The sequence below is a fragment of the Paenibacillus sp. SER-28 genome (assembly GCF_052906305.1).
Map to the genome: position 1 here is coordinate 21,335 of NZ_JBRECM010000003.1, position 20,519 is coordinate 41,853.

The window sequence follows — 20,519 nt, forward strand, 5'->3', positions numbered from 1 at the left end:
GTTTTGATGATGAAACGGGAAAACTCCGAAGCACTATATAAAGAAGCCCTGGAGCATATTGTCGGGGGCGTTAACAGCCCTTCACGCTCCTTTAAAGCTGTAGGCGGCGGCGCTCCAGTATTCATGAAACGCGCCCAAGGCGCTCATTTCTGGGATGCGGATGATAATCGATATATCGACTATTTGGCGGCCTACGGCCCAATTATTACCGGACATGCTCACCCCCATATTACTAAGGCCATCAGCGAAGCGGCAGCGAATGGCGTATTGTATGGAACCTCGACGGCATTGGAAATCAAATTGGCGAAGATGCTAAAAGAGGCCATTCCTTCTATGGACAAGGTCCGGTTTGTGAATTCTGGCACAGAAGCGGTTATGACGACGATTCGTGTGGCACGGGCCTATACTGGGCGGAACAAGATCATCAAATTCGCCGGGTGCTACCACGGTCACTCGGATCTGGTACTTGTAGCCGCAGGCTCAGGCCCTTCTACGCTGGGCATACCTGACAGTGCAGGCATTACGACCAACATTGCGAGCGAGGTTATTACCGTGCCATTCAATGATCTCGACGCGTTGCGCCAAGCCTTGGAGCGTTGGAGCGACGATGTAGCGGCAGTCATGGTCGAGCCGATTGTTGGTAATTTCGGCATGGTCATGCCGCAGCCAGGCTATCTGGAAGGGCTCTGCTCCATGGCGCGTGCGAACGGCTCACTCGTCATTTATGACGAGGTCATTACCGCATTCCGATTCCACTTCGGTTCCACCCAAACGTATGCAGGTTTGGACAACCATGATGCGATTCAGCCAGATTTGACCGCGTTGGGCAAAATCATGGGTGGTGGTCTGCCGATTGGTGCCTACGGCGGCAGCAAGCACATCATGGAGCAGGTTGCCCCACTCGGCCCGGCTTATCAGGCGGGTACGATGGCCGGCAACCCGGCTTCCATCTCGTCAGGCATCGCCTGCCTTGAAGTCCTTCAAGGGGAAGGCGTGTACGAAGAGATGGAACGTCTGGCCGTGAGACTGACGGACGGTATTCAGTCCTCTGCTGAACGCTACGGCGTGCCATTGACGATCAACCGTATTCGTGGAGCGTTCTCGACGCATTTCTGTGATCATCCGATCACGAATTACGCACAGGCGCAGGATACGGATAGCGAAGCATTCGCATCCTTCTTCCGTCACATGCTGGATCGCGGTATTCATCTGGCACCATCCAAGTACGAAGCCTGGTTCCTCACAACAGCGCATACGGACGAAGATGTGGATGCTACGCTGGAAGCGGCGGACGATTCGTTCCGGGCGATGTCACAAGGTAAGTAAACTAAGCAGTAAGTGATAGAATATGAATAGGATAAGAGCTGGAAGTAGTCTTAGGGATGGGTATCCGACCTCTAGGACTTCGTTTCGGCTTTTTTTATTTGACAACTGTACCCGTACAGTTGCAGATTTTATGGATTGTATCAGATGATGCCATCCGGGTATATTGAGAGAACAACAGGTTAAGGTCATGATTACGGAGGTTTATTATGCACAGTCGTTCCAGAAATGGAGCCGCCTATCTGGCAGCTCTCAGCTATGCAGCTATACTTGGATTTTCATTTTTATTTGTAAAATTGACAGTCACTGAAGCGAGCCCGCTGGATGTGATTGCCCATCGCTTTGCGCTGTCATTTATCGCTTTGACCATTCCCGTGTTGCTCGGTTGGATCAAGATCAACATCAAGATGCGTGACATTCTGCGCATTTTACCACTGGCGCTGCTCTCGCCATTAGTGTATTTTCCACTGCAAGCCTTCGGGCTGATGAGCACTTCTTCATCGGAAGGTGGAATTATTCAAGCAACCGTTCCTATTTTTACGTTGCTGTTAGCTTCCTATTTTATTAAAGAGCGTACAACGGTAGTCCAAAAAATTTCCTTACTGCTCTCTGTCTTTGGCGTGGTTTTTATATTTGTGATGAAAAGCGGAGCACCGCTAGCATCCAATAGCTATGGCGGTATTCTTCTGCTCGTGCTTTCTGCGATATGCCTATCCGGCTATAATGTGCTGGCACGACCATTAACACAAAAGTACAACCCCATGGAATTGACCTACGTTACCTCTATTTTGGGATGTATCGTTTTTAACGTGGTGGCACTGGGATATCATGCTATAGACGGCTCCATGAGCGCCTATATCGCTCCACTGGTGAAGCCTGGTTATTGGATGGCACTGATTTATCTGGGCATTCTGTCTACCCTCGTCACCTCGCTGTTATCGAGCTTTGCCTTGAAGTGGATCGAAGCCTCCAAAATGAGTGTGATCGGCAATTTATCCACCCTCATTTCCATGATTGCCGGTGCTTACATTTTGAAGGAGCAGCTCGCCTACTATCACATTGTTGGGGCTGTGATGATCATTATCGGCGTGCTGGGTACCAATTTCGGAGGGCGAAAAAACTTCACGCCGATCAAAACAACTTCGGCAAAATCACAAAAAACGGGCTAAAAATAAACACTACATTGCCTGCAAAAAAAGAAATCTCCCAGCTGCGCAATTCCAGCCGAGAGATTTCTTTTTTCATTTCTTAGTCTTCGTCGGATTAAATCGGGTACGCCATGACACTCATTAACGCCAATTCCGGCTGTGTCGTGTCCAATCTGCTATATTGTACGATGATGGGCACATCGCTGGTGACCGTAATTGCGTAAGGAATACCTACCGGAATCCGTTCGCCGGATTTCTCCAACGAGGCTGTTCGGATATGACGGGTTCGTCTTCCTTCCACCACCTCGATCAATCCCTCTAATGGCTCGCGGTCTTCAAAATAGATGTCTATACTTAGATTTGCCACACGGCTCCCACAATTCAGCACACATATACTCTCATGACTGAGCAGCTCTCCCCGGCTTTCCGGTGGAATATACCCATCGGGGATGACCCAGAATAGACTGCCTCGCGGCTGATTAGCCACCTTTTCCTGAGAAAGTTCAGCATTTCCCATACTATTGGCCTCCTTTACCCATCATACTTTTAGGCGCTTATGCCCCTTCTTCTAGCCGTACGGATTCTCCTTGGTACGCAACAGTTGAGCCAGAAAAGCAAGCGCCAATCCCTGCCCCCAGCCCTGAAGGCGTTTGTACGGAACGTTTCGATAGCCGTCAATATCGTTCATCACAGCAGTTCCAGCGGATACCCCCGTTACTGTGCCGTCGTCCTTAATGCGAGAAAGAATACCGTCGATCGCCTTTTGGGTGTATTTGTTAAACAATCTTCCTTGCATAAGCAAGGCAGTCGCAATTCCTGCCGAGCCCGAGGTTTCCAGATAAGAGGTATCATCGTTCAGCACCGTATGCCACAGCCCTTCCGGGGATTGCAGCCGCACCAGCGCATTGAGCTGGTCACGCAGCGAGCCGTCGATGATCATATAAGATGGATGCTGCACCTCCACCAATTTCAGCGCTTTTGCCATCGTGAGGGCTGCCCATGAATTGCCGCGCGCCCAATATATTCCTGACATCCGGCTTTGATTCGCATGATCCCATCCGTGATAATACAGATTCGTATCCGGGTCCTGTAAAAATTCTTCATGCCCGTGATATTGACGAACCCCATCCTCCCAATACTCCTTGTTGCCCAACAGATGACCGATACGAAGCAAATAATAACCGGCCATAAACATCGTATCCACCCATGCTTGCTGCGGAAATACATCATGAAGTGAATTCACCGTATGCTGGAAAATGCCGTCGGCAAACCGCTCCGCTTTTTGGGCCAAAAATTCGGCCATCTCGATAGCAATATCAAGGTATTTTTGCTCACCTGTGGCCTGATAAAGCGTCAACAAACAGTGCCCGACAGAAACGCCGTTCACCGAGAGAGATGGAAGTCCGTCCTCAATATTTTCATCAACCCATTCTTTCAGCTTGGTCAAATACTTTTCGTTCCCTGTCGCTTCATACGCTTCGCATACTCCGTAAAAGGCGACTCCGCCCGGCCAATCCCAGCTGTAGTGCATTTGAAATGTGCGTTCTACGACCCGGTCGATCACCTGCTTAACTTGTTCTTCATCAAAAATCAATGCAGGCATTTCCACGTCTCCCCCTTTGGTAAGTTTCACGTGAGTTACCTCCTTGACGCCCGTACATGAAAAGGTCGTCCTTCAACGTAAATACATGCGCAGCGGTTGCAAATCCAGTTCCTTCACAGCATCCACCACCATGTCTGCAATACGAACCGCGCCATTCTCATGAAAATGTGTGTTATCCTCTAAGCCGCCGGAAAAGTTCATGTATTCACCAGGCAGCAGCCACATAAAAAGCTCTTTACTCTCTTCGGGACCCAGCTGCTCATATAACTCCTGCGTGCGAGCAGACAAATCAATCAGCGGTACATTCGCTTCTTCCGCCAGCTCACGAACCGCTATTACATAGTCACCATGTGTGTCAGATAGCGTACCATCTGCGTTAAAATAGCGACGATGTACGGGCGTGACCAGTACCGGGGTGGCCCCATGGCTTTTCGCTCCGTCGATGTAGAGGCGCAGATTCTCCTTGTAGGTTGTAAAAGGCTCCGTAGCCCGCTCTGGATCAGGCTTCTGATCATTATGGCCGAATTGAATGAACAGGAAGTCTCCTGCCTTTATTTCGCCCAAAATAGCGTCCAGCCGTCCCTCGTCCACAAAGCTTTTGGAGCTTCGTCCCGATACGGCATGATTATCCACGCAAACATCATGCTTGAACAGGGCGGGCAAAGCCTGGCCCCAGCCAGTATACGGATAGCCGGATGCGTCCTGATCCGTAACCGTAGAATCTCCGGCTAGGAATAGCCGGAGGGTCTGTGGCGCTGGCGCAATCTCCAGCGCATTGAGCCGTGGCGCGGTGCCTGACACGGTGAGGCGTAGTTTGCCACCCCGGACAGGCACCGTAAATAGGGCTTCAGTGAACTGGCCCGGCAGCGTGTGTACTGGAGGCAGCATATGCTTACCTTCACCAGCCTTGAATCGCGTGAGCGTTTCCGCCTGCGAATCGCCGACCAGTATAGTGACGAGATATATCCCGTCTGGCACATCTGCAACAAATGTAGCGTTCAGTGGAATACAAAAGCTGCTTCGTAGCCGCGTGCGTGCATCCTTGGCTGCACTCTGCCTTTTTCGACCGTACACATGCTCCGTAGCCTCGAAGCCATAGCCCTGTTCAGTTGTATATAAGCAATCCGGAGACACTCCCTTGTAGCCATCCGCAGGCTCTCCCGGACCAAAATCAAACTTCCACAATTTACTCACCTCTCAGCCATCGCCCTCAAATCCCGTCCATTCAATCGTACAAACCCGGATGCCTTCCATTTCCACTCGTAAGCTTCATATCCTCACGTTATGGATTTTGGATCTTACCCCTTCAAACCACTCGTACTCATTCCTTCTACAATTTGCTTCTGGAATGCGAAGAATACAGCGATAACTGGAAGCAGGCTTAGGATAGACATCGCGAACATTCCTCCCCAGTTGGAAGCCGACTCGCTGTCGAGGAACATCTTGAGTGCAATAGATACGGTATATTTCTCCGGCGAATTCAGATACAGTACCGGACCAAGCAAATCCTCCCACTTCCAGTAGAAAGAGAAGATTGCCGCTGTAGCCAACGACGATTTGAGTAAGGGTAAAATAATTCTGAAATACAGCCGGAACTTGCCGCATCCGTCAATCGTCGCCGCTTCATCCAACTCTGCTGGAATCGTCCGTATAAACTGCACCATCAGGAAGATGAAGAACGGCATCCCGAAAAAGGAGGGTACCACCAACGGTAAGATCGTATTGATCCAACCGAGCTTGGTGAAAATAATATATTGCGGTACCAGTACCACATCCCCTGGTAGCATAAGTGTCACCATCATCAAAGCAAACCACAAGTTACGCCCTTTGAATTTCAAGCGTGCAAAGCCAAATGCGATCAAAGAGGAGGAAAGCACAGCTCCAATCGTTGAAATTACCACGATCGTGAGCGAGTTTAGAATGTACGTGCCAAAGTTGTAGCCAGTTGTCCCTTTCCAGCCTGTTACATAGTTTTGCCAGATCCATTCAGTAGGGAAAAGCGAGGATGCCGTGACGAATATCGTCCGACTTTCTTTAAACGAGCTGAACAGCATCCAAAAAACGGGATACAGCATCAGGAGCGCCAGTGCAGCAACCAGTATGTGATAAATTGGCCATTTGACCGTTTTCCATGCCATCGGTATCAGCGCCCCTTTTCCGTTTCATAAAATACCCAGTATCTGGAGGTTATAAATAAAATCGCTGTCAGTATCCCAATCATAATGAGCATGACCCAAGCCATGGCTGCCGCATATCCCATGTTGCTGAACATAAACGCCTGCCGGAACAGATACAGTGAATGCAGCATCGTTCCATCCATCGGGCCTCCTTCACCCTTAGAAATAACATAAGCCGGGACGAAGGTCATAAAAGCGCTGATCGTCTGCATAATCAGATTAAATAGAATAATAGGGCTAAGCAACGGTAGCGTAATACTGAAAAATTTTCGTACTGGCTTAGCGCCATCTACACTGGACGCCTCGTACAATTCAACAGGAATGTTCTTTAAACCTGCCAGAAAAATCAGCATGGAGGAGCCAAATTGCCATACGGACAGGGTGATTAGCATTGTAAGCGAAGCATCCGGATCACCAAACCATTTCACCGGAGTCGCCCCTAAGGTCGAAAGCAGGCTGTTCACTATGCCGTTATTACTGAAAATGTTCCGCCACATAATGGATACCGCAACGCTACCTCCGATAATCGACGGCAGATAGTACATTGTCCGATAGGTGCCGACCATGCGCGATTTGGTATTCAAAATCATAGCCACAAACAACGCGAAAATCAGTCGCAACGGTACTCCGACCAGCACATACGTAAACGTGACCCTGATCGAATTCCAGTATTTCGGGTCGCCTGTGAACATTTTTTCGAAGTTACCCAGACCAATCCATTTGGGCGGAGTGAACAGGTTGTAGGTGGTAAAGGACAGATACAGCGAAATAAACATTGGAATTAACGTAAACGCCAGAAAGCCCACAATAAACGGGCTGATAAACGCATATCCGGTCATATTGGCTTTCAAGCTCTGATGATTTCGCAAGCTCATCAAGCCTCCCTTCTGTTGCATTTAAAGAAATAGAAAAACTTTATGTTGTTAATAATTCGTTGTTATATGAATATTATTGTGATGTCTGCAAAGGGTGCTTATGCAGTTGGTTCGTCGAATCAACCGTGCGCAATCATGCTTTGGACTACGCACGGTTAACTTAACGAAACGTTCCTTCGATCTTGTCGTTCTTATGCTAAAACGATGTCAGATACCCTAAAGGTCTCATTGCGCTCATTATTGCTTGTTATTCGCAAGGATAGTATTCGCATCAGCCCGGAATTTGGCCGCTGCGTCTTCAGCCGTCATCTGTCCGAAATTGACCTGCTCAATATAATCGGTCAGAGTCGCAATCACTTCCGGCGATCCGACTGGTGGCGGCGGGCTCATTGGAGAAGCCTTCGGCTCCATGGAAGCTACAAATTCAAACACCTGCTTCGTAGGCTCGCTTAACTCTGGCGCAACAGCCTCCTTGATTTTGGAGGAAATCGGCACGCCCCGTTCGCCTTTAATCAATTTATTCGCTTCTACATCATTCATCCAGAAATCAATAAACTTTGCGGCCTCATCCTTCACCTGTGAACGGGAAGCAACCGTCCAGTACATCGTAGGCTGCATGTATACGCCTTTTTCCATATTCGGCCCAAACATTGGAGCCAATGCCATTGGGCGGTTAACGACCTGCTGTAAGCCCACATACTGATTGGACCACTGCCAAATGCCGATGCCTGTTCCCTTTACGATATCGGATTCCTCAAGAATCCCCTTGGTCTGGTTCATAATTTCAGGAGGCGGGGTCGCTCCCTTTTTAATCAGATCAGCCAATCCGCTGAAGAAGTCAACAAACAGCTTATCGTCGTCATACCCCAATCCTGTTCCTTCCGCATTGTAGAGAGTCTTTCCTTGCGTACGCAAATAGTAGTGGAAGAAAATATCAGCAGCCATCGAGCTGTCAAAGTATACTTTATTGGAACCAGCCTTTAAAGCCAGTTCTTTGTATTGATCCCATGTCCAGTTGTCAGGGATTTTGTCTATACCCGCTTTTTTGAGCAACGCCGGGTCATACTGGAAACCCAGAACATTGACACCGGTTGGAATACCATATTGCTTTCCGGCAATTACGCCGGTTTTGAGTACATTTTCGGTCACATCAGCGACCTGAATTTTTTGATTCAAGTAAGGCGCGAGATCCTCCAGTTGACCATTTTTCGCATATTGGCTAATGTACGAAATGTCCATTTGCACGATATCTGGCAGCTGATTAGCCGCAGCCTGCGGGGCGAGCTTTTTCCAATAGTCATCAAAAGAGGCATATTCCACATCAATCGTTACATTTGGATTTTTCTGCTTATACAAATCAACGACCTTTTGCGTGTATTCATGACGCGTATCCGATCCCCACCAAGCGATCCGTAACTTTACTTTCCCGTCTGCACTTGTGCCCGAATTGCTGCCGCCGTCCGCTCCGCTACATGCCGTCGTCAAAACGAGCAGCATCGCTATGATCAGAAACCATCCCTTTTTGCCCACCTATCTCTCCCCTTTTCGCTGTTCTAGAAAGGAGCCAAATCACGAATGACAACGCATTTACGCAATTTTGATAGCGTTTACATTAGCTCCTGTTGTTATTTTCCCAAAAGCAGAGAAACATTGGAATACACAAATCAGGTTTCCTAGGTTTAAAAAACAGTGGGACTCCATTGGCTCATCCCCGTTCATGTGATTTAATATACTCGGAAGGCGTCATACCCGCCCACTTTTTGAACACCTGGCTAAAATATTGCGCGTTCCCACCGAAGCCGAACCATTCCGCCAGTTCAAATACCTTCACGTCCCCGGTCTCTCGAATATGCTCAGCCGCACGTTCGATCCGATAACGATTGACGTAGTGTGAAAAGTTTTCACCTGTCACTTTTTTGAAAATTTTTCCTAAGTAGTCGGAATTCATATACAGCATTTGACCTGCCACTCCGTTCAGCGACAAATCGGATTTTCTGTAGTTTTGCTCAATAATAGTGATCATTTTATCAACGGTGGAAGATTGGCGATACACATTACTTTTATAATAGATTGCGGTCATTCGTTCGGCAGCTTCCTGTACAAAAGATTTGAGACATGCCAGCGTTTTTTGCTCTGCCAGCACCACCATTCGGCTCGTAAACGCCGCACGCTCTTCTTCAGGGCATATACGAATCATAGCAGCATAGAGCTGAAGCACATAGGAGCGGGTCACGGAAATTTCCAGCTTCATCCGGGACAGAATACCGAACAACCGATCCACTTCCTGTGCCACCTCCACCGTATTTCCAGCCTTGATTAGCAGACCGAACTTCTCCTCGTCCAGCTCCAAATCTGCCATCTCCCGGGTATCCTCAGCCGCTAAATCCTCCTTCGTAATCAAACTGCCCTCCCCGGTGTAAAAACGGTGATTCATACAATGCAGTGTCTCCCGGTACATCCCCCGTGAATGCTGCATACTATCCGATTCACTAACTGCGACTGTTACCTCCAGCTTGTAAAAGCGATGAAATGTCGCACGTACCGCTTCAATCTGTTTCATAAACCGTGACGTGTCATCCTCACTTTCCAGCACGATGAGCAATTGCCCCTGCATGGTCGTACTGAGCAAGACATCATCCATCAAATCTGCCGCTATATTTTGCAATGCAAACAAATGCTCCGGCTCATGGGATTCCTCCACCCGCAGCAGCAGCATTCGAACCTGCTTATCTTGCAATTCAATTCCGAATAACCGCTCATAAAATGCGATATCACGGCTACCGTAAGTTTTATAGGAAATAAACTCCTTCAAAAAGTGTTCCTTCACATGAGGCAGCATACGCTGAAAATCTAGCTTCATCCGGTTTACAAACTGCTTGCGTTCTTCCTGCTCCTCCCGCTCCTGCCCCAACTCGGTCAGAGCCTCATGAATTTGCCGTTCATTGCATGGCTTCAACAAGTAGTGCTTCACCCCGTATTGCATGGCCCGACAGGCATAATCAAAATCTTTGTAACCAGACAACAGAATGAAACGGACGTCTGGAAAATGCTCCGTCGTTTTGGCAACCAGTCCGATGCCGTCCAATCCAGGCATAGAGATGTCGCTAATCACAAAATCAGGCGGGCTGGCCTGAATCTGATCATAAGCCTCAATCCCGTTACGTGCCGTACCAACCAATCTCGTTCCCGCTTTCCCCCAATCAACCACCTGTGATATGCCTTCCAAAATCATACGCTCATCATCAACCAGTAGCACCTTGTACACGACCCTGATCCCCTTTCACATATGGAATACAGACATGAATCGACGTTCCTGTTCCTGACTCGCTATGCAGCTCTATCCCCCAAGGTGTACCAAATGTCAGGTTAATCCGTTCCTGAATATTCGTAAGTCCAATGCCCTGCCCACGAGTCATGACCTGCCCGCTCCGCAGCTTTTCCAAGAAATCCGGCGTCATTCCGGGTCCGTCATCTTCAACTCGCAGAAATAAAGCCCCCTCGCTTTCTCTCGCAATAATAGCAATCCGACAGGGTTCAATTCGCGGCTCCAACGCATAATGAATGGCATTCTCCACCAAGGGCTGAAGCGTTAGCTTCGGAATTTGTGCATCCATCAGTTCTTCCGGGACATCCAGATGGAAGACGAGACGTTCATCAAAACGTGTTTTTTGGATCGTTACGTAGCTCCTTACAATATCCAGTTCTTTTCGAAGCGGAATCAGCTGCTCTTCAAAACTGACCGCACTACGCAATAGAAAAGCAAGTGCTTCCACCATCTCTGAAATCCGATCCTGCTTATTGGCCTTGGCGAGCCAGTTCACGGATTCCAGCGTGTTGTATAAAAAGTGTGGATTAATCTGTGCCTGTAGTGCCTTTAGCTCTGTTTCCCGCAGTAATAGCTGCTTGGCAACATTCTCATTAATGAGCTCACGAATGCGGCGAATCATTTTCTTATATGTCCGATGTAACAAGCCTACCTCATCCTGTGTGGAAAGGGGGACGGCGCCAAGTGCTTCTTCTTCCAAACGGTCGAGATCGCCTTTTTCTATTTTACGCATGTTCTGGATTAATTGAACAATCGGTTGGGTAATGCTCCCTGACAACCTAGCCCCCAGTGCCAATGCGATAAGAAGCATAATTACAAAAATAGCGCTTACAACTTCTTTGATGATCGTAATACTGCGAAACATATCGTCGAAGGGGGTCATATGCAAATACGTCCACCCCGTATAAGAGGATTTGATTTGAGCAGCGAAAAAGGTTCCTCCTGAGTAGGTCGCAATCCCGTAAGGCTGCTTTCGGCCAAGCTCGGCCTGAATATCACTCTCACTCAAAAGTGGTGTTTCGGGATAAATCATCCGCCTTCCATCTGTAATCATTAGTTGTCCGTCACGGCCGGAGGTCTGCACACGATCCGCTACAATCCGGTCAATTCGCACACGAATCGCAAGCGTTCCGAGCCCATTCAGCGTAAAATTAGAATCGGTAAAGGATTTGAACTGCCGAGCGGCCAGCAAGGAGGAATGACCTGCCGCATACCATGCATTGGAACCGTCATGTTCGTCTGCCAGCTCCGACAGGGTGGATCGAAGCTCCTGGGGAATACCTTCGCGGTTGCCCGCACTCATGACCTGTCCCTCTTTGTCGATCACTATCATAGAATAGACATAGGTTTCAGAGCCGGCAAAGGCGACGAGCCTATTCGTTATTTTTTTACGCAGCACCATTTTGGTATAAGGTGACGTTTCCTTTTCCAATTGCAGCAAATAACGTTGAAGCTGCTCGTCCGTTGTTACCTTGAAAGTAACTTTTTCCACATCCTTCAGCTCATTTTCTATGCCGATTGAAGAAATATTGAGTACTTCGGATGTTTTTTTGTACATTTGATTATCATAAATATGAAATACGTACTTAAGTATGACTGCAACAACTGCAAAATTAACCAGCATAAGCACCGTAATCAGCAGTACCATTTTATGATGGATTCCAGCATTTTTGTAAGCGTTTTTAAAGTAGGTAATCAGTGAATGTCGCCTCCTTCGCTCATCCTGCCCGGTCCAGCCCAAAATGGAGAAAACTCTATATATCATACAAAATACCCCATGCCTTGGTCATTCGGCAAGAGGTATTTGTATTTGCTTAGCGTTGATCGGTTGGTTTCGATTTGTCCGCCTTGCTCATATATTCGTCGTATCGGTCATCAAGTTCCCGCGCCATACTCCGGTATTTACGCGTCTCCTCAACAATGGGATCGATATGAGTCTGAACCCGCACCTCATATTTAGGACTGAGTCTTTCCCGCTTCTGGGCCTCATTCTCACGAATTTCGCCTTCCGTCAGCAGTTCACTGAGCTGGCGTTCCAATTCTTCGGATTGGCTCATCGCGATTTCCTCCTTCAGGATGATGTTCTACGTAGAATTATAACCCGGTTGCGTCTGCTTCTTTCAGCACTTGAATAAGTTGAGAATGAATAGCTGTATTCGTCGCTGCAATATGCCGTACACTCAGGTCATAAGGTCTGCCCAATGTATCGGTAATGGTGCCGCCTGATTCCTGTACCAGCAAAGCGCCCGCTGCCACATCCCACGCATTCAAACCAATTTCGCAATAAGCCGACAGCCGTCCTGATGCTACATAAGCCAGATGCAATGCTGCCGAGCCCAGCGCCCGAATGCCGCGTACCTGAGGTGTAAGAACCTGCGTAATTTTCATATTTAGCGGTTGTGCATACGTACGATCCGGCGGGAAGCCGATGCACACCAGACTATCTCCCAGTGTTTCTTCTCTCGATGCTTGCATGCGATTGCCATGTACATATGCGCCTTTTCCTTTTTCCGCTACAAACATTTCATCACGGGACGGATCATAAATAACCCCGACAATCACCTCTCCACGATGGGCCAATGCAATAGACACACTGTAATACGGCAGACTGTGTACAAAATTGGTAGTCCCATCTACCGGATCAATAATCCATAGATATTCCTCTTCGCGGGCAGCCTCTAATGCGCGGGTCGAAGCTTCGGCTCCTGGCTCTACACCCTCTTCACCCAAAATAGCATGATCGGGAAAATGGGTCAGAATCAGTCTGCGAATCATCTGCTCTGCACCTTTATCTACCTCGGTCACTAGATCCGTAGGAGACTGTTTGGTATTCAAATGTTCAACAGTTCCCAGCCTGCTTTTAATCCATTCCCCGGCTTTGGATGCCGCGTTAATAGCCACGGCAGTATAGCTTTTTCCTGATACGATATAGGGAACCTTTTCGTTTTCATTTTCGTTCAACGTGTTCACTCTACTTTCTATATCATTGTTACGTGGTTTACGAAGCTGCTCTACAACACAGTCTCTTAACCATCTCTGTTTCAGTACAAGTTTGCTAGTTTACACATTCTAGTATACACAATAATCTGCATAAAGTTTCTCTAAATGGGAGCTTTATCCGCAAAATGCTACTTTCTAAGGCATAATTTCTACGGAAGCTCCATCCAGCACTTTAACCCCATTAGCTTCCTGAAGGCGCAGTTCATTCATCAACCCGAATAACGCTTCATCCTTAAGTTTGGCTTCAAGCATGACATCAATCCGATCCGTATATCCGGCAATATTGCGCAAAAAGGTAAGCAACGGCTCCACTAGAACACCGTCCGCATGGCCCCGAGGATCTTTTTCACTTTTGGGGCTGGACGCATGGATTTTGGGCGGCAATGGATGATCCACAGAAGATCCGGCTTGGGCCAATTCCCCTTTCCAGGTATCCAAAATATCCGGCCATAGCTCCCACGGCTTTTCCCCCTCATTATTCACCCATTGATGATGAATATCGAGAACCATCGGTAACCCCGTCAATTTGCAAGCCTCCAGCGTTTCCACCGCATTGAACGTTTTATCATCATTTTCCAGCGTTAACCGTTCTCTTAACGAAAGATCCAGAGCACTAACCTGCTCTACAAAACGCTGGCCTGAGGTCACCTTATCTCCGTATGCACCACCAATATGAATGTTGTTCTTGGCTTCGGCACCCAGTCCCATGGCCTCCAGCATCGCTTTGTGGTACTTCAGATCATTAATGGAGCTTTGCAACACCTCAGGACGGGGAGTGCTTAAGACTGTAAAATGATCGGGGTGAAACGATACCCTCATCCTATTCGCCCTGACATAGTTCCCAACCTCTGCAAAGTCAGCAGCAAGCGCCTGAAAAGGGTCCCAATCCCGCAGATCCTGATGGGTCGCGAGCGGAATCAGCTTGGATGAGAAACGATAGACCTGGATATCACTCGCGCGATTATGGCGCAGCAGCCTCAAAGTATTATGGAGATTTTCGGCTGCTATCCGTTCTAGCTTGCGGATTGCAGCTTCTCGTTCTCCAATCTTGTTAAAGCTGCTCAATGTCATGGTTTTAGAGGGGGATGCATTTTGAACGGTAACCGACATGGCTACATAACCGAACCTTACGATCATAGAGTGTCTTCCTTTCAGCAGTCGCAGTAGATGGTAAGGTCGCTTTGGTTCAGTGACCTAAACCCCTTTTCTACTGATCATACCCGGAAATGCACCTGCTGATTCGGTGTTATCGCACAAATTGCAAGAAGAAAACAGCTAGGATTGCTGCTGTGCTCCAAAAAACATTTCATCCGCCAATGCGGTCTGAATTCTTGATTCCTCATCATTCAGCTTACGAATGAGGATCATTTCAACTTCGGTCACTTCATCGCCTTGGAAATTAATTTCGGCGATACAGCCCATAATCTGCACGATGGCTACTGCCACGTTGTCCACGTTGTAAGCGATGACCTTCTGGCCTGTCGGAAACACGCGCAGCCCGGATTTAACCATTTTGCCACGTCCGTATTCCAGCAGTTCGTATAGTTCTTGTTCGCTCTTGAATTTGCACACGGAGTTAAATTCAGTTTGAAAGCCCATGTGTAGCCGCCACCTTTCATCATTAAGGGTTTAGTGCAGTGCTCAAAGATATGCCATATATATGAACAAAAAGGAGAGTGATCAGCTCCCCTTTGTTTCGTTTATGAGTTCTCGTAGTGCAGTGCCGACCTGCGCTCATAACGCTCCAATGCAAGAGCAATCATGCGATCCAGCAGACTTGCATAGGATACGCCAGTTTCTCTCCACAGCAATGGATACATACTGAACGGTGTAAAGCCAGGCATCGTATTCACTTCATTAATAAGGATATGTCCGTCCGAGCGTCTGACGAAGAAATCGGCACGGGAAATCCCGCAGCCTTCCAGAGCACGGAATGCTTGCAATGCGGCTTCACGAATACGATCTGCCACTTCCTCATCCAACGGTGCCGGAATAAGCATTTCCGATTGGCCATCCGTATATTTGGCAGCGTAATCGTAATAATCACTCGACGATACAATTTCACCCGGTACCGAGGCAATCGGCTCATCATTGCCAAGTACGCTGACCTCAATCTCACGGGCATCGACGTACTCCTCGACAATCACCTTTAGGTCAAATTGCAAAGCCAGATCTACAGCCTTTTCCAGTTCTTCTCGGTTACTGGCTTTGGAAATACCGACACTTGATCCCAGATTAGCCGGTTTGACAAAGCAAGGATAACCTAGCTCGGTTTCCATGTTACGTACCAGATCATGACTGGTTTGGGCCCACTGTGTACTATTAAAATAACAGTATTTCACTTGCGGCAATCCTGCATGCTCAAACAGCTTCTTCATGACGCCTTTATCCATACCTGCTGCCGAAGCCAGCACTCCCGCACCGACATAAGGCATATCCGCCATTTCGAACAGACCCTGAATCGTTCCGTCCTCGCCAAAGGTGCCGTGCAGCAACGGAAACAGTACATCCAGCGTCTGCTCTCCGTACAGCTTGCCGAACAATGTATCTAATGCCGCCTTGGTGCCGCCCTCTGCGCGTTCCAGCTTCAATTGCTCTACAGAAGCCAGAGGAGCGCTTAATAGCGCCCCTCTACGCCAATCGCCAGCCTTCGTAATATAAAAAGGAATAATCTCGTATTTCTCATAGTTAAAAGCGTTCATTACCGCATACGCCGTTTGCAGCGAAACCTCATGTTCGCCCGATTTGCCACCGTACACTAGCCCTACGGTCAATTTTTGATTTGCCATGCCTATCCTCCGCTTTCCTGCTTTCGTCATTGTGACTGATTTGCATCACTGTACCTGTTATCCACCATCTCATTTAAAAATAGTCGGCGATGTGATAAAAGCGATATACCGTGTTGTCCGTCCACGCATACGAATTTTTATAGTCCCAATAACGATGTCTGGAGCTTACCGTATGTGCATTGACTAGCGGCATGCCGCCCGCATCAAAGGCCGTGACCACCGTGCTGTGCTGGAAGGTTCCGTCACCATCCCAATCGTAAAAAATGACGTCCCCCAGCATGAGCTGCTCTGGGCGACTCACCTGCTCAGCAGTCAACCCCCATGAGCTGGAGCCCAAATACCGCTCCAGACTGTTGGAAACTGCCCAACTGTAGCTCCACAGCTCACGTCCGGCAACCCGTCCTTTATACCACCAGCCCGATTCTCTTTTACCAGTATAGTGGATCGGTGCTCCCCCTGCAAAGAGGCATTGCGAGATATAATTGGTGCAATCCACATCAAAACCTTCAAACTCCGGATTGAAGCTATCCCACCACTGATCTGCATAGGCCGCTGCTTCTTCGCGGCGATATCGGCTGGGACGTGCTGATGAGCCGAAGCCCAGCACACCGCGATTCAGCAGCGGCAGACTTCCTCCTTGATTAAACGAAGCCTGTTCAAAAGGAACCTCTCCCCCCGCTGGCTTCCTTTCTGCCGGATCGCGCTCAATTCTCGCTACCTGCCAGGCTTCACCCTCGCGTGTGAACGTCAGACGCTCCCGTTCGATCCGATCCTCCCGGTGAGTCATCCCACCCTTCTCATAAAAGAGTCGGACATGCAGTTGTACATCTACCACAGCCTCATCCGGGGTATCCTGCACCATTCGTAGCGGCTTGGCGCGTGTCTCGCTGCGTAGGGGAACAGCATCCCGTTCGTTGTACCACTGCTCCAATCTGGCCGCACGTGCTGCTCGTTCCATCCGCTGACCCACCTCCAGATACTCATCCGGCTGCGGTACACCATTCACTTCACTGCGATTATATTGATTCACGTAAGCAAAAAGGGCCTGTTTCCATTCCCGCTCCCCCATCCCAATCCCTCCATATTCGTCCCGCTATCCTTTTCCGGGGATAACCGGAATGATGAATAACTTCCTTTCTTGCCTCTCTGGTCTGAAATGCTCTCTATCTATAAGTATGAATCTCTAAAGCTTGGTATGAACATCGAAACGCGAGGGAGCGGAACGTTTTATTTTCCAATCTGCAACGCATCATTTAGGCCAAAAAAACTTTACGGAACCGTCTGAAAACGGTATACTTAATCCAAAAGCAATCATTTTGAAATCATGTTTCATCTAATGAAACGAATTACATTCATCTTAACCTCTAACACGCAATAAACTACTGAAGATGAAATTGAGAACGCAACCAATTTAAACCAAGTGTGCAAGACGTCGAAAAAACGACATCCCTATTTTCCCCCAAGCATCCACTTCAAGGAGGTAATACTTATGTCAGGAAAAGATCAATTCTCCATTGCCCGTAGTCTGGAAGTTAACGGGAAGCCTTATCGCTACTACAGTCTTAAGGCACTGGAGGAACAAGGAAAAAGCGGTATCGCCAAGTTGCCTTTCTCCATTAAAGTATTGCTGGAAGCCGCGGTTCGACAGTTTGACGGTCGCGCCATTACGGAAGAACATGTGCAACAGCTGACAGGCTGGGCTGAGGATCGTGACACCAACAAAGAGATTCCGTTCATTCCTGCACGCATCGTGCTACAGGATTTTACCGGTGTCCCGGTGGTTGTCGATTTGGCAGCTATGCGTGATACGGTGAAAAAAGCAGGCGGGGACCCGAAGCAAATCAATCCGCTCGTTCCCGTCGATCTCGTTATCGACCACTCGGTCATGGTCGATGCTTTCGGTACCAGTGATGCACTGGATTACAATATCAATGTAGAGTTTGAACGTAACGAGGAGCGGTACCGTTTTCTGCGTTGGGCGCAAACGGCGTTCAACAACTTCCGCGCCGTTCCGCCATCCACCGGTATCGTCCATCAGGTCAATCTGGAGTATCTCGCCTCCGTTGCCGCCACCAAAACCATTGACGGTGAAACGGTCGTCTTTCCAGATTCCCTCGTAGGAACAGACTCCCATACCACGATGATTAACGGGCTGGGTGTTGTAGGCTGGGGTGTCGGCGGGATTGAGGCAGAAGCGGGTATGCTGGGGCAGCCGCTGTATTTTGTCACTCCCGATGTGATTGGCTTCAAACTGACAGGCAGCCTGTCGGAAGGCTCTACTGCCACCGATCTGGCGCTCACTGTTACGCAAATGCTGCGTAAAAAAGGCGTAGTCGGCAAATTCGTAGAATTTTACGGGCCTGGTCTGGCAAACATCAGCTTGGCTGACCGTGCGACAGTTGCCAACATGGCACCGGAATACGGCGCAACGATTGGCTTCTTCCCGGTCGATGCGGAAACGCTGGCCTACCTGCGCAGCACCGGACGTTCCGATGAGCAAGTAAGCCTCGTAGAGGAATATTACAAAGCCCAAGGCATGTTCCGCACATCCGATACACCGGACCCTGTGTTCAGCGATACGATTGAGCTTGATCTGGCATCGGTAGTACCGAGTCTCGCCGGACCCAAACGTCCGCAGGACCGTGTTGAGCTTAGCCGCATGAAAGAAACGTTTGAAGGCATTATCCGTACCCCAGTGGACAAGGGCGGCTATGGACTGAGCGATGAAAAAATCGCACAGAAGATTCCGCTGACCCATCCGGACGGCTCCACCAGCGAGTTGGGTACAGGAGCAGTCGTTATTGCGGCGATCACAAGCTGCACGAATACCTCCAATCCAAGCGTTATGCTCGGTGCGGGCTTGCTGGCCAAAAAAGCAGTACAGCGCGGGCTCAAAAAGCCAGGCTATGTTAAAACAAGCTTGACACCAGGCTCCCTCGTCGTGACGGAATACCTGCAAAAAGCCGGATTAATCGGACCGCTCGAAGCCCTCGGCTTCCATGTAGCCGGTTACGGCTGCGCAACATGTATCGGTAACTCCGGCCCACTTCCTGACGAAGTGAGTCAAGCCATCACAGACCATGATTTGACGGTTGGCGCAGTTATTTCCGGCAATCGGAACTTTGAAGGCCGTGTGCATGCGCAGGTCAAAGCCAACTATCTCGGCTCACCGCCACTGGTTGTCGCTTATGCGCTGGCAGGCACGGTGAACATTGATTTGGTGAATGATCCTCTCGGTTACGATCAGGACAATCAACCAGTCTACCTGAAAGACATCTGGCCTACTTCCGAGGAAATCAAGGAAGCCATCAGCCTGTCTCTCAGCCCGGATATGTTCCGTCGCAAATACGAAAATGTATTTACTGCCAACGAAAAATGGAACTCCATTCCGGTTCCTGAAGGCGAACTGTATGAATGGGATGAAAACTCAACTTATATTCAAAACCCGCCGTTCTTTGAAGGACTTCAGGATGGCGTACAAGATATCAAGGAAATCCGTAATGCCCGTGTGCTTGCCCTGTTGAATGATTCGGTCACGACGGACCATATCTCACCAGCAGGCAACATTGCCCCTTCCAGCCCGGCAGGACTGTATTTGAAGGAGCATGGCGTGGAACGCAAGGACTTCAACTCCTACGGCTCACGTCGCGGTAACCACGAGGTCATGATGCGCGGTACATTCGCCAACATCCGTATCCGCAACAATGTGGCTCCAGGCACCGAGGGCGGCGTGACCAAATACTTGCCAACGGATGAGGAAATGTCCATCTATGATGCATCCATGAAATATCAGGCAGCCGATCAGAACCTGATCGTCATTGCTGGTAAGGAATACGGCACAGGCAGCTCTCGTGACTGGGCGGCCAAAGGTACGCTTCTGCTGGGCGTTAAGGCTGTCATTGCCGAAAGCTTCGAGCGGATTCACCGCAGTAACCTGGTCGGCATGGGTGTACTGCCTCTGCAATTCCAGGAGGGCTATGGCTGGTCCAGCCTGGGTCTGAACGGTCGTGAAACGTTTGACATTCTTGGCATCGACAATGACGTGAAGCCTGGTCAAGAGCTTACAGTGGTGGCTAAACGCGAGGATGGCACAAAGTTCGAATTCCCGGTAATTGCCCGTCTAGACAGCACCGTCGATATCGACTACTACCACAACGGTGGTATTCTGCAAACCGTATTGCGTCAAATGATTCAAGCTTAATAATGTAACATTATATATACAGAACCCCCGAGTGCAGATTTATCTGCGGTTCGGGGGTGTTTTTTTATCTGTATGAGA

17 protein-coding genes are annotated in these 20,519 nt (G+C 48.9%); 3 read left to right on the plus strand and 14 right to left on the minus strand.

The genetic code is table 11. The features are described 5' to 3' along the window. The first annotated feature begins 9 nt into the window (after positions 1-9). Together ACUYLD_RS10205 and ACUYLD_RS10210 are read left to right on the plus strand one after the other, a co-directional pair. The gene (locus ACUYLD_RS10205; protein ID WP_302057436.1) at positions 10-1,326 is read left to right on the plus strand and encodes a glutamate-1-semialdehyde 2,1-aminomutase; all 1,317 of its coding nucleotides are present in this window, start codon (positions 10-12) and stop codon (positions 1,324-1,326) included. 206 nt (positions 1,327-1,532) lie between these two features. Then, positions 1,533-2,492, plus strand: a complete 960-nt coding sequence (locus ACUYLD_RS10210; protein WP_446674942.1) for a DMT family transporter — start codon at positions 1,533-1,535, stop codon at positions 2,490-2,492. 94 nt (positions 2,493-2,586) lie between these two features. Here the strand turns inward: ACUYLD_RS10210 and ACUYLD_RS10215 are convergent, their stop codons facing one another. From ACUYLD_RS10215 to ACUYLD_RS10280, 14 genes are all read right to left on the minus strand, one after another. Beyond that, the gene (locus tag ACUYLD_RS10215; RefSeq protein WP_446674943.1) at positions 2,587-2,988 is read right to left on the minus strand and encodes a sensory rhodopsin transducer; all 402 of its coding nucleotides are present in this window, start codon (positions 2,986-2,988) and stop codon (positions 2,587-2,589) included. Between the two features lie 51 nt (positions 2,989-3,039). After that, positions 3,040-4,074 carry a glycoside hydrolase family 88/105 protein gene (locus ACUYLD_RS10220; protein WP_209949450.1) on the minus strand — a complete coding sequence of 345 codons (1,035 nt, stop codon included), beginning with the start codon at positions 4,072-4,074 and terminating at the stop codon, positions 3,040-3,042. A gap of 72 nt (positions 4,075-4,146) precedes the next feature. Further along, positions 4,147-5,259 (minus strand): rhamnogalacturonan acetylesterase, encoded by a 1,113-nt coding sequence (locus tag ACUYLD_RS10225; protein ID WP_446675180.1) that lies wholly within the window; start codon positions 5,257-5,259, stop codon positions 4,147-4,149. Positions 5,260-5,372: 113 nt separating this feature from the next. After that, positions 5,373-6,212 carry a carbohydrate ABC transporter permease gene (locus tag ACUYLD_RS10230; RefSeq protein WP_023987016.1) on the minus strand — a complete coding sequence of 280 codons (840 nt, stop codon included), beginning with the start codon at positions 6,210-6,212 and terminating at the stop codon, positions 5,373-5,375. A 5-nt stretch (positions 6,213-6,217) separates the two neighbouring features. Further along, entirely contained in the window at positions 6,218-7,126 is a 909-nt protein-coding gene (locus ACUYLD_RS10235; protein ID WP_023987015.1) for a carbohydrate ABC transporter permease, read from the minus strand. Positions 7,127-7,363: 237 nt separating this feature from the next. Beyond that, entirely contained in the window at positions 7,364-8,656 is a 1,293-nt protein-coding gene (locus ACUYLD_RS10240; RefSeq protein WP_069291103.1) for an ABC transporter substrate-binding protein, read from the minus strand. A gap of 175 nt (positions 8,657-8,831) precedes the next feature. Then, the gene (locus tag ACUYLD_RS10245; protein WP_029515766.1) at positions 8,832-10,391 is read right to left on the minus strand and encodes a response regulator transcription factor; all 1,560 of its coding nucleotides are present in this window, start codon (positions 10,389-10,391) and stop codon (positions 8,832-8,834) included. Continuing rightward, positions 10,369-12,099, minus strand: coding sequence for a histidine kinase (locus ACUYLD_RS10250; protein WP_446675181.1), 1,731 nt, complete (start codon positions 12,097-12,099; stop codon positions 10,369-10,371). Before ACUYLD_RS10250 ends, ACUYLD_RS10245 begins: the two co-directional genes overlap by 23 nt. 166 nt (positions 12,100-12,265) lie before the next feature. Further along, a complete protein-coding gene (locus tag ACUYLD_RS10255) occupies positions 12,266-12,508 on the minus strand; it encodes a hypothetical protein (protein WP_029515768.1) in 243 nt (80 codons plus the stop codon). Between the two features lie 37 nt (positions 12,509-12,545). Further along, the gene (locus ACUYLD_RS10260; RefSeq protein WP_446674944.1) at positions 12,546-13,412 is read right to left on the minus strand and encodes an inositol monophosphatase family protein; all 867 of its coding nucleotides are present in this window, start codon (positions 13,410-13,412) and stop codon (positions 12,546-12,548) included. A gap of 174 nt (positions 13,413-13,586) precedes the next feature. Continuing rightward, entirely contained in the window at positions 13,587-14,588 is a 1,002-nt protein-coding gene (uvsE, locus tag ACUYLD_RS10265) for a UV DNA damage repair endonuclease UvsE (protein ID WP_446674945.1), read from the minus strand. Positions 14,589-14,726: 138 nt separating this feature from the next. After that, positions 14,727-15,050, minus strand: a complete 324-nt coding sequence (locus ACUYLD_RS10270; RefSeq protein ID WP_061831541.1) for a hypothetical protein — start codon at positions 15,048-15,050, stop codon at positions 14,727-14,729. Positions 15,051-15,151: 101 nt separating this feature from the next. Continuing rightward, a complete protein-coding gene (locus ACUYLD_RS10275; RefSeq protein ID WP_039270664.1) occupies positions 15,152-16,240 on the minus strand; it encodes a D-alanine--D-alanine ligase in 1,089 nt (362 codons plus the stop codon). A 73-nt stretch (positions 16,241-16,313) separates the two neighbouring features. Next, positions 16,314-17,309 carry an amidase domain-containing protein gene (locus ACUYLD_RS10280; RefSeq protein ID WP_069011283.1) on the minus strand — a complete coding sequence of 332 codons (996 nt, stop codon included), beginning with the start codon at positions 17,307-17,309 and terminating at the stop codon, positions 16,314-16,316. A 420-nt stretch (positions 17,310-17,729) separates the two neighbouring features. Here ACUYLD_RS10280 and acnA point away from each other — a divergent pair, with 420 nt between their 5' ends. Next, positions 17,730-20,441, plus strand: coding sequence for an aconitate hydratase AcnA (acnA, locus tag ACUYLD_RS10285; protein ID WP_446674946.1), 2,712 nt, complete (start codon positions 17,730-17,732; stop codon positions 20,439-20,441). The last annotated feature ends 78 nt before the right edge of the window (positions 20,442-20,519 follow it).

Coding starts and splice junctions, on each gene's coding strand:
- ACUYLD_RS10205 (WP_302057436.1), top strand. CDS start 10: ATGAAACGGGAAAACTCCGAAGCACTATATAAAGAAGCCCTGGAGCAT.
- ACUYLD_RS10210 (WP_446674942.1), top strand. CDS start 1,533: ATGCACAGTCGTTCCAGAAATGGAGCCGCCTATCTGGCAGCTCTCAGC.
- ACUYLD_RS10215 (WP_446674943.1), bottom strand. CDS start 2,988: ATGGGAAATGCTGAACTTTCTCAGGAAAAGGTGGCTAATCAGCCGCGA.
- ACUYLD_RS10220 (WP_209949450.1), bottom strand. CDS start 4,074: ATGCCTGCATTGATTTTTGATGAAGAACAAGTTAAGCAGGTGATCGAC.
- ACUYLD_RS10230 (WP_023987016.1), bottom strand. CDS start 6,212: ATGGCATGGAAAACGGTCAAATGGCCAATTTATCACATACTGGTTGCT.
- ACUYLD_RS10235 (WP_023987015.1), bottom strand. CDS start 7,126: ATGAGCTTGCGAAATCATCAGAGCTTGAAAGCCAATATGACCGGATAT.
- ACUYLD_RS10250 (WP_446675181.1), bottom strand. CDS start 12,099: ATGGTACTGCTGATTACGGTGCTTATGCTGGTTAATTTTGCAGTTGTT.
- ACUYLD_RS10255 (WP_029515768.1), bottom strand. CDS start 12,508: ATGAGCCAATCCGAAGAATTGGAACGCCAGCTCAGTGAACTGCTGACG.
- uvsE (WP_446674945.1), bottom strand. CDS start 14,588: ATGATCGTAAGGTTCGGTTATGTAGCCATGTCGGTTACCGTTCAAAAT.
- ACUYLD_RS10270 (WP_061831541.1), bottom strand. CDS start 15,050: ATGGGCTTTCAAACTGAATTTAACTCCGTGTGCAAATTCAAGAGCGAA.
- ACUYLD_RS10275 (WP_039270664.1), bottom strand. CDS start 16,240: ATGGCAAATCAAAAATTGACCGTAGGGCTAGTGTACGGTGGCAAATCG.
- ACUYLD_RS10280 (WP_069011283.1), bottom strand. CDS start 17,309: ATGGGGGAGCGGGAATGGAAACAGGCCCTTTTTGCTTACGTGAATCAA.
- acnA (WP_446674946.1), top strand. CDS start 17,730: ATGTCAGGAAAAGATCAATTCTCCATTGCCCGTAGTCTGGAAGTTAAC.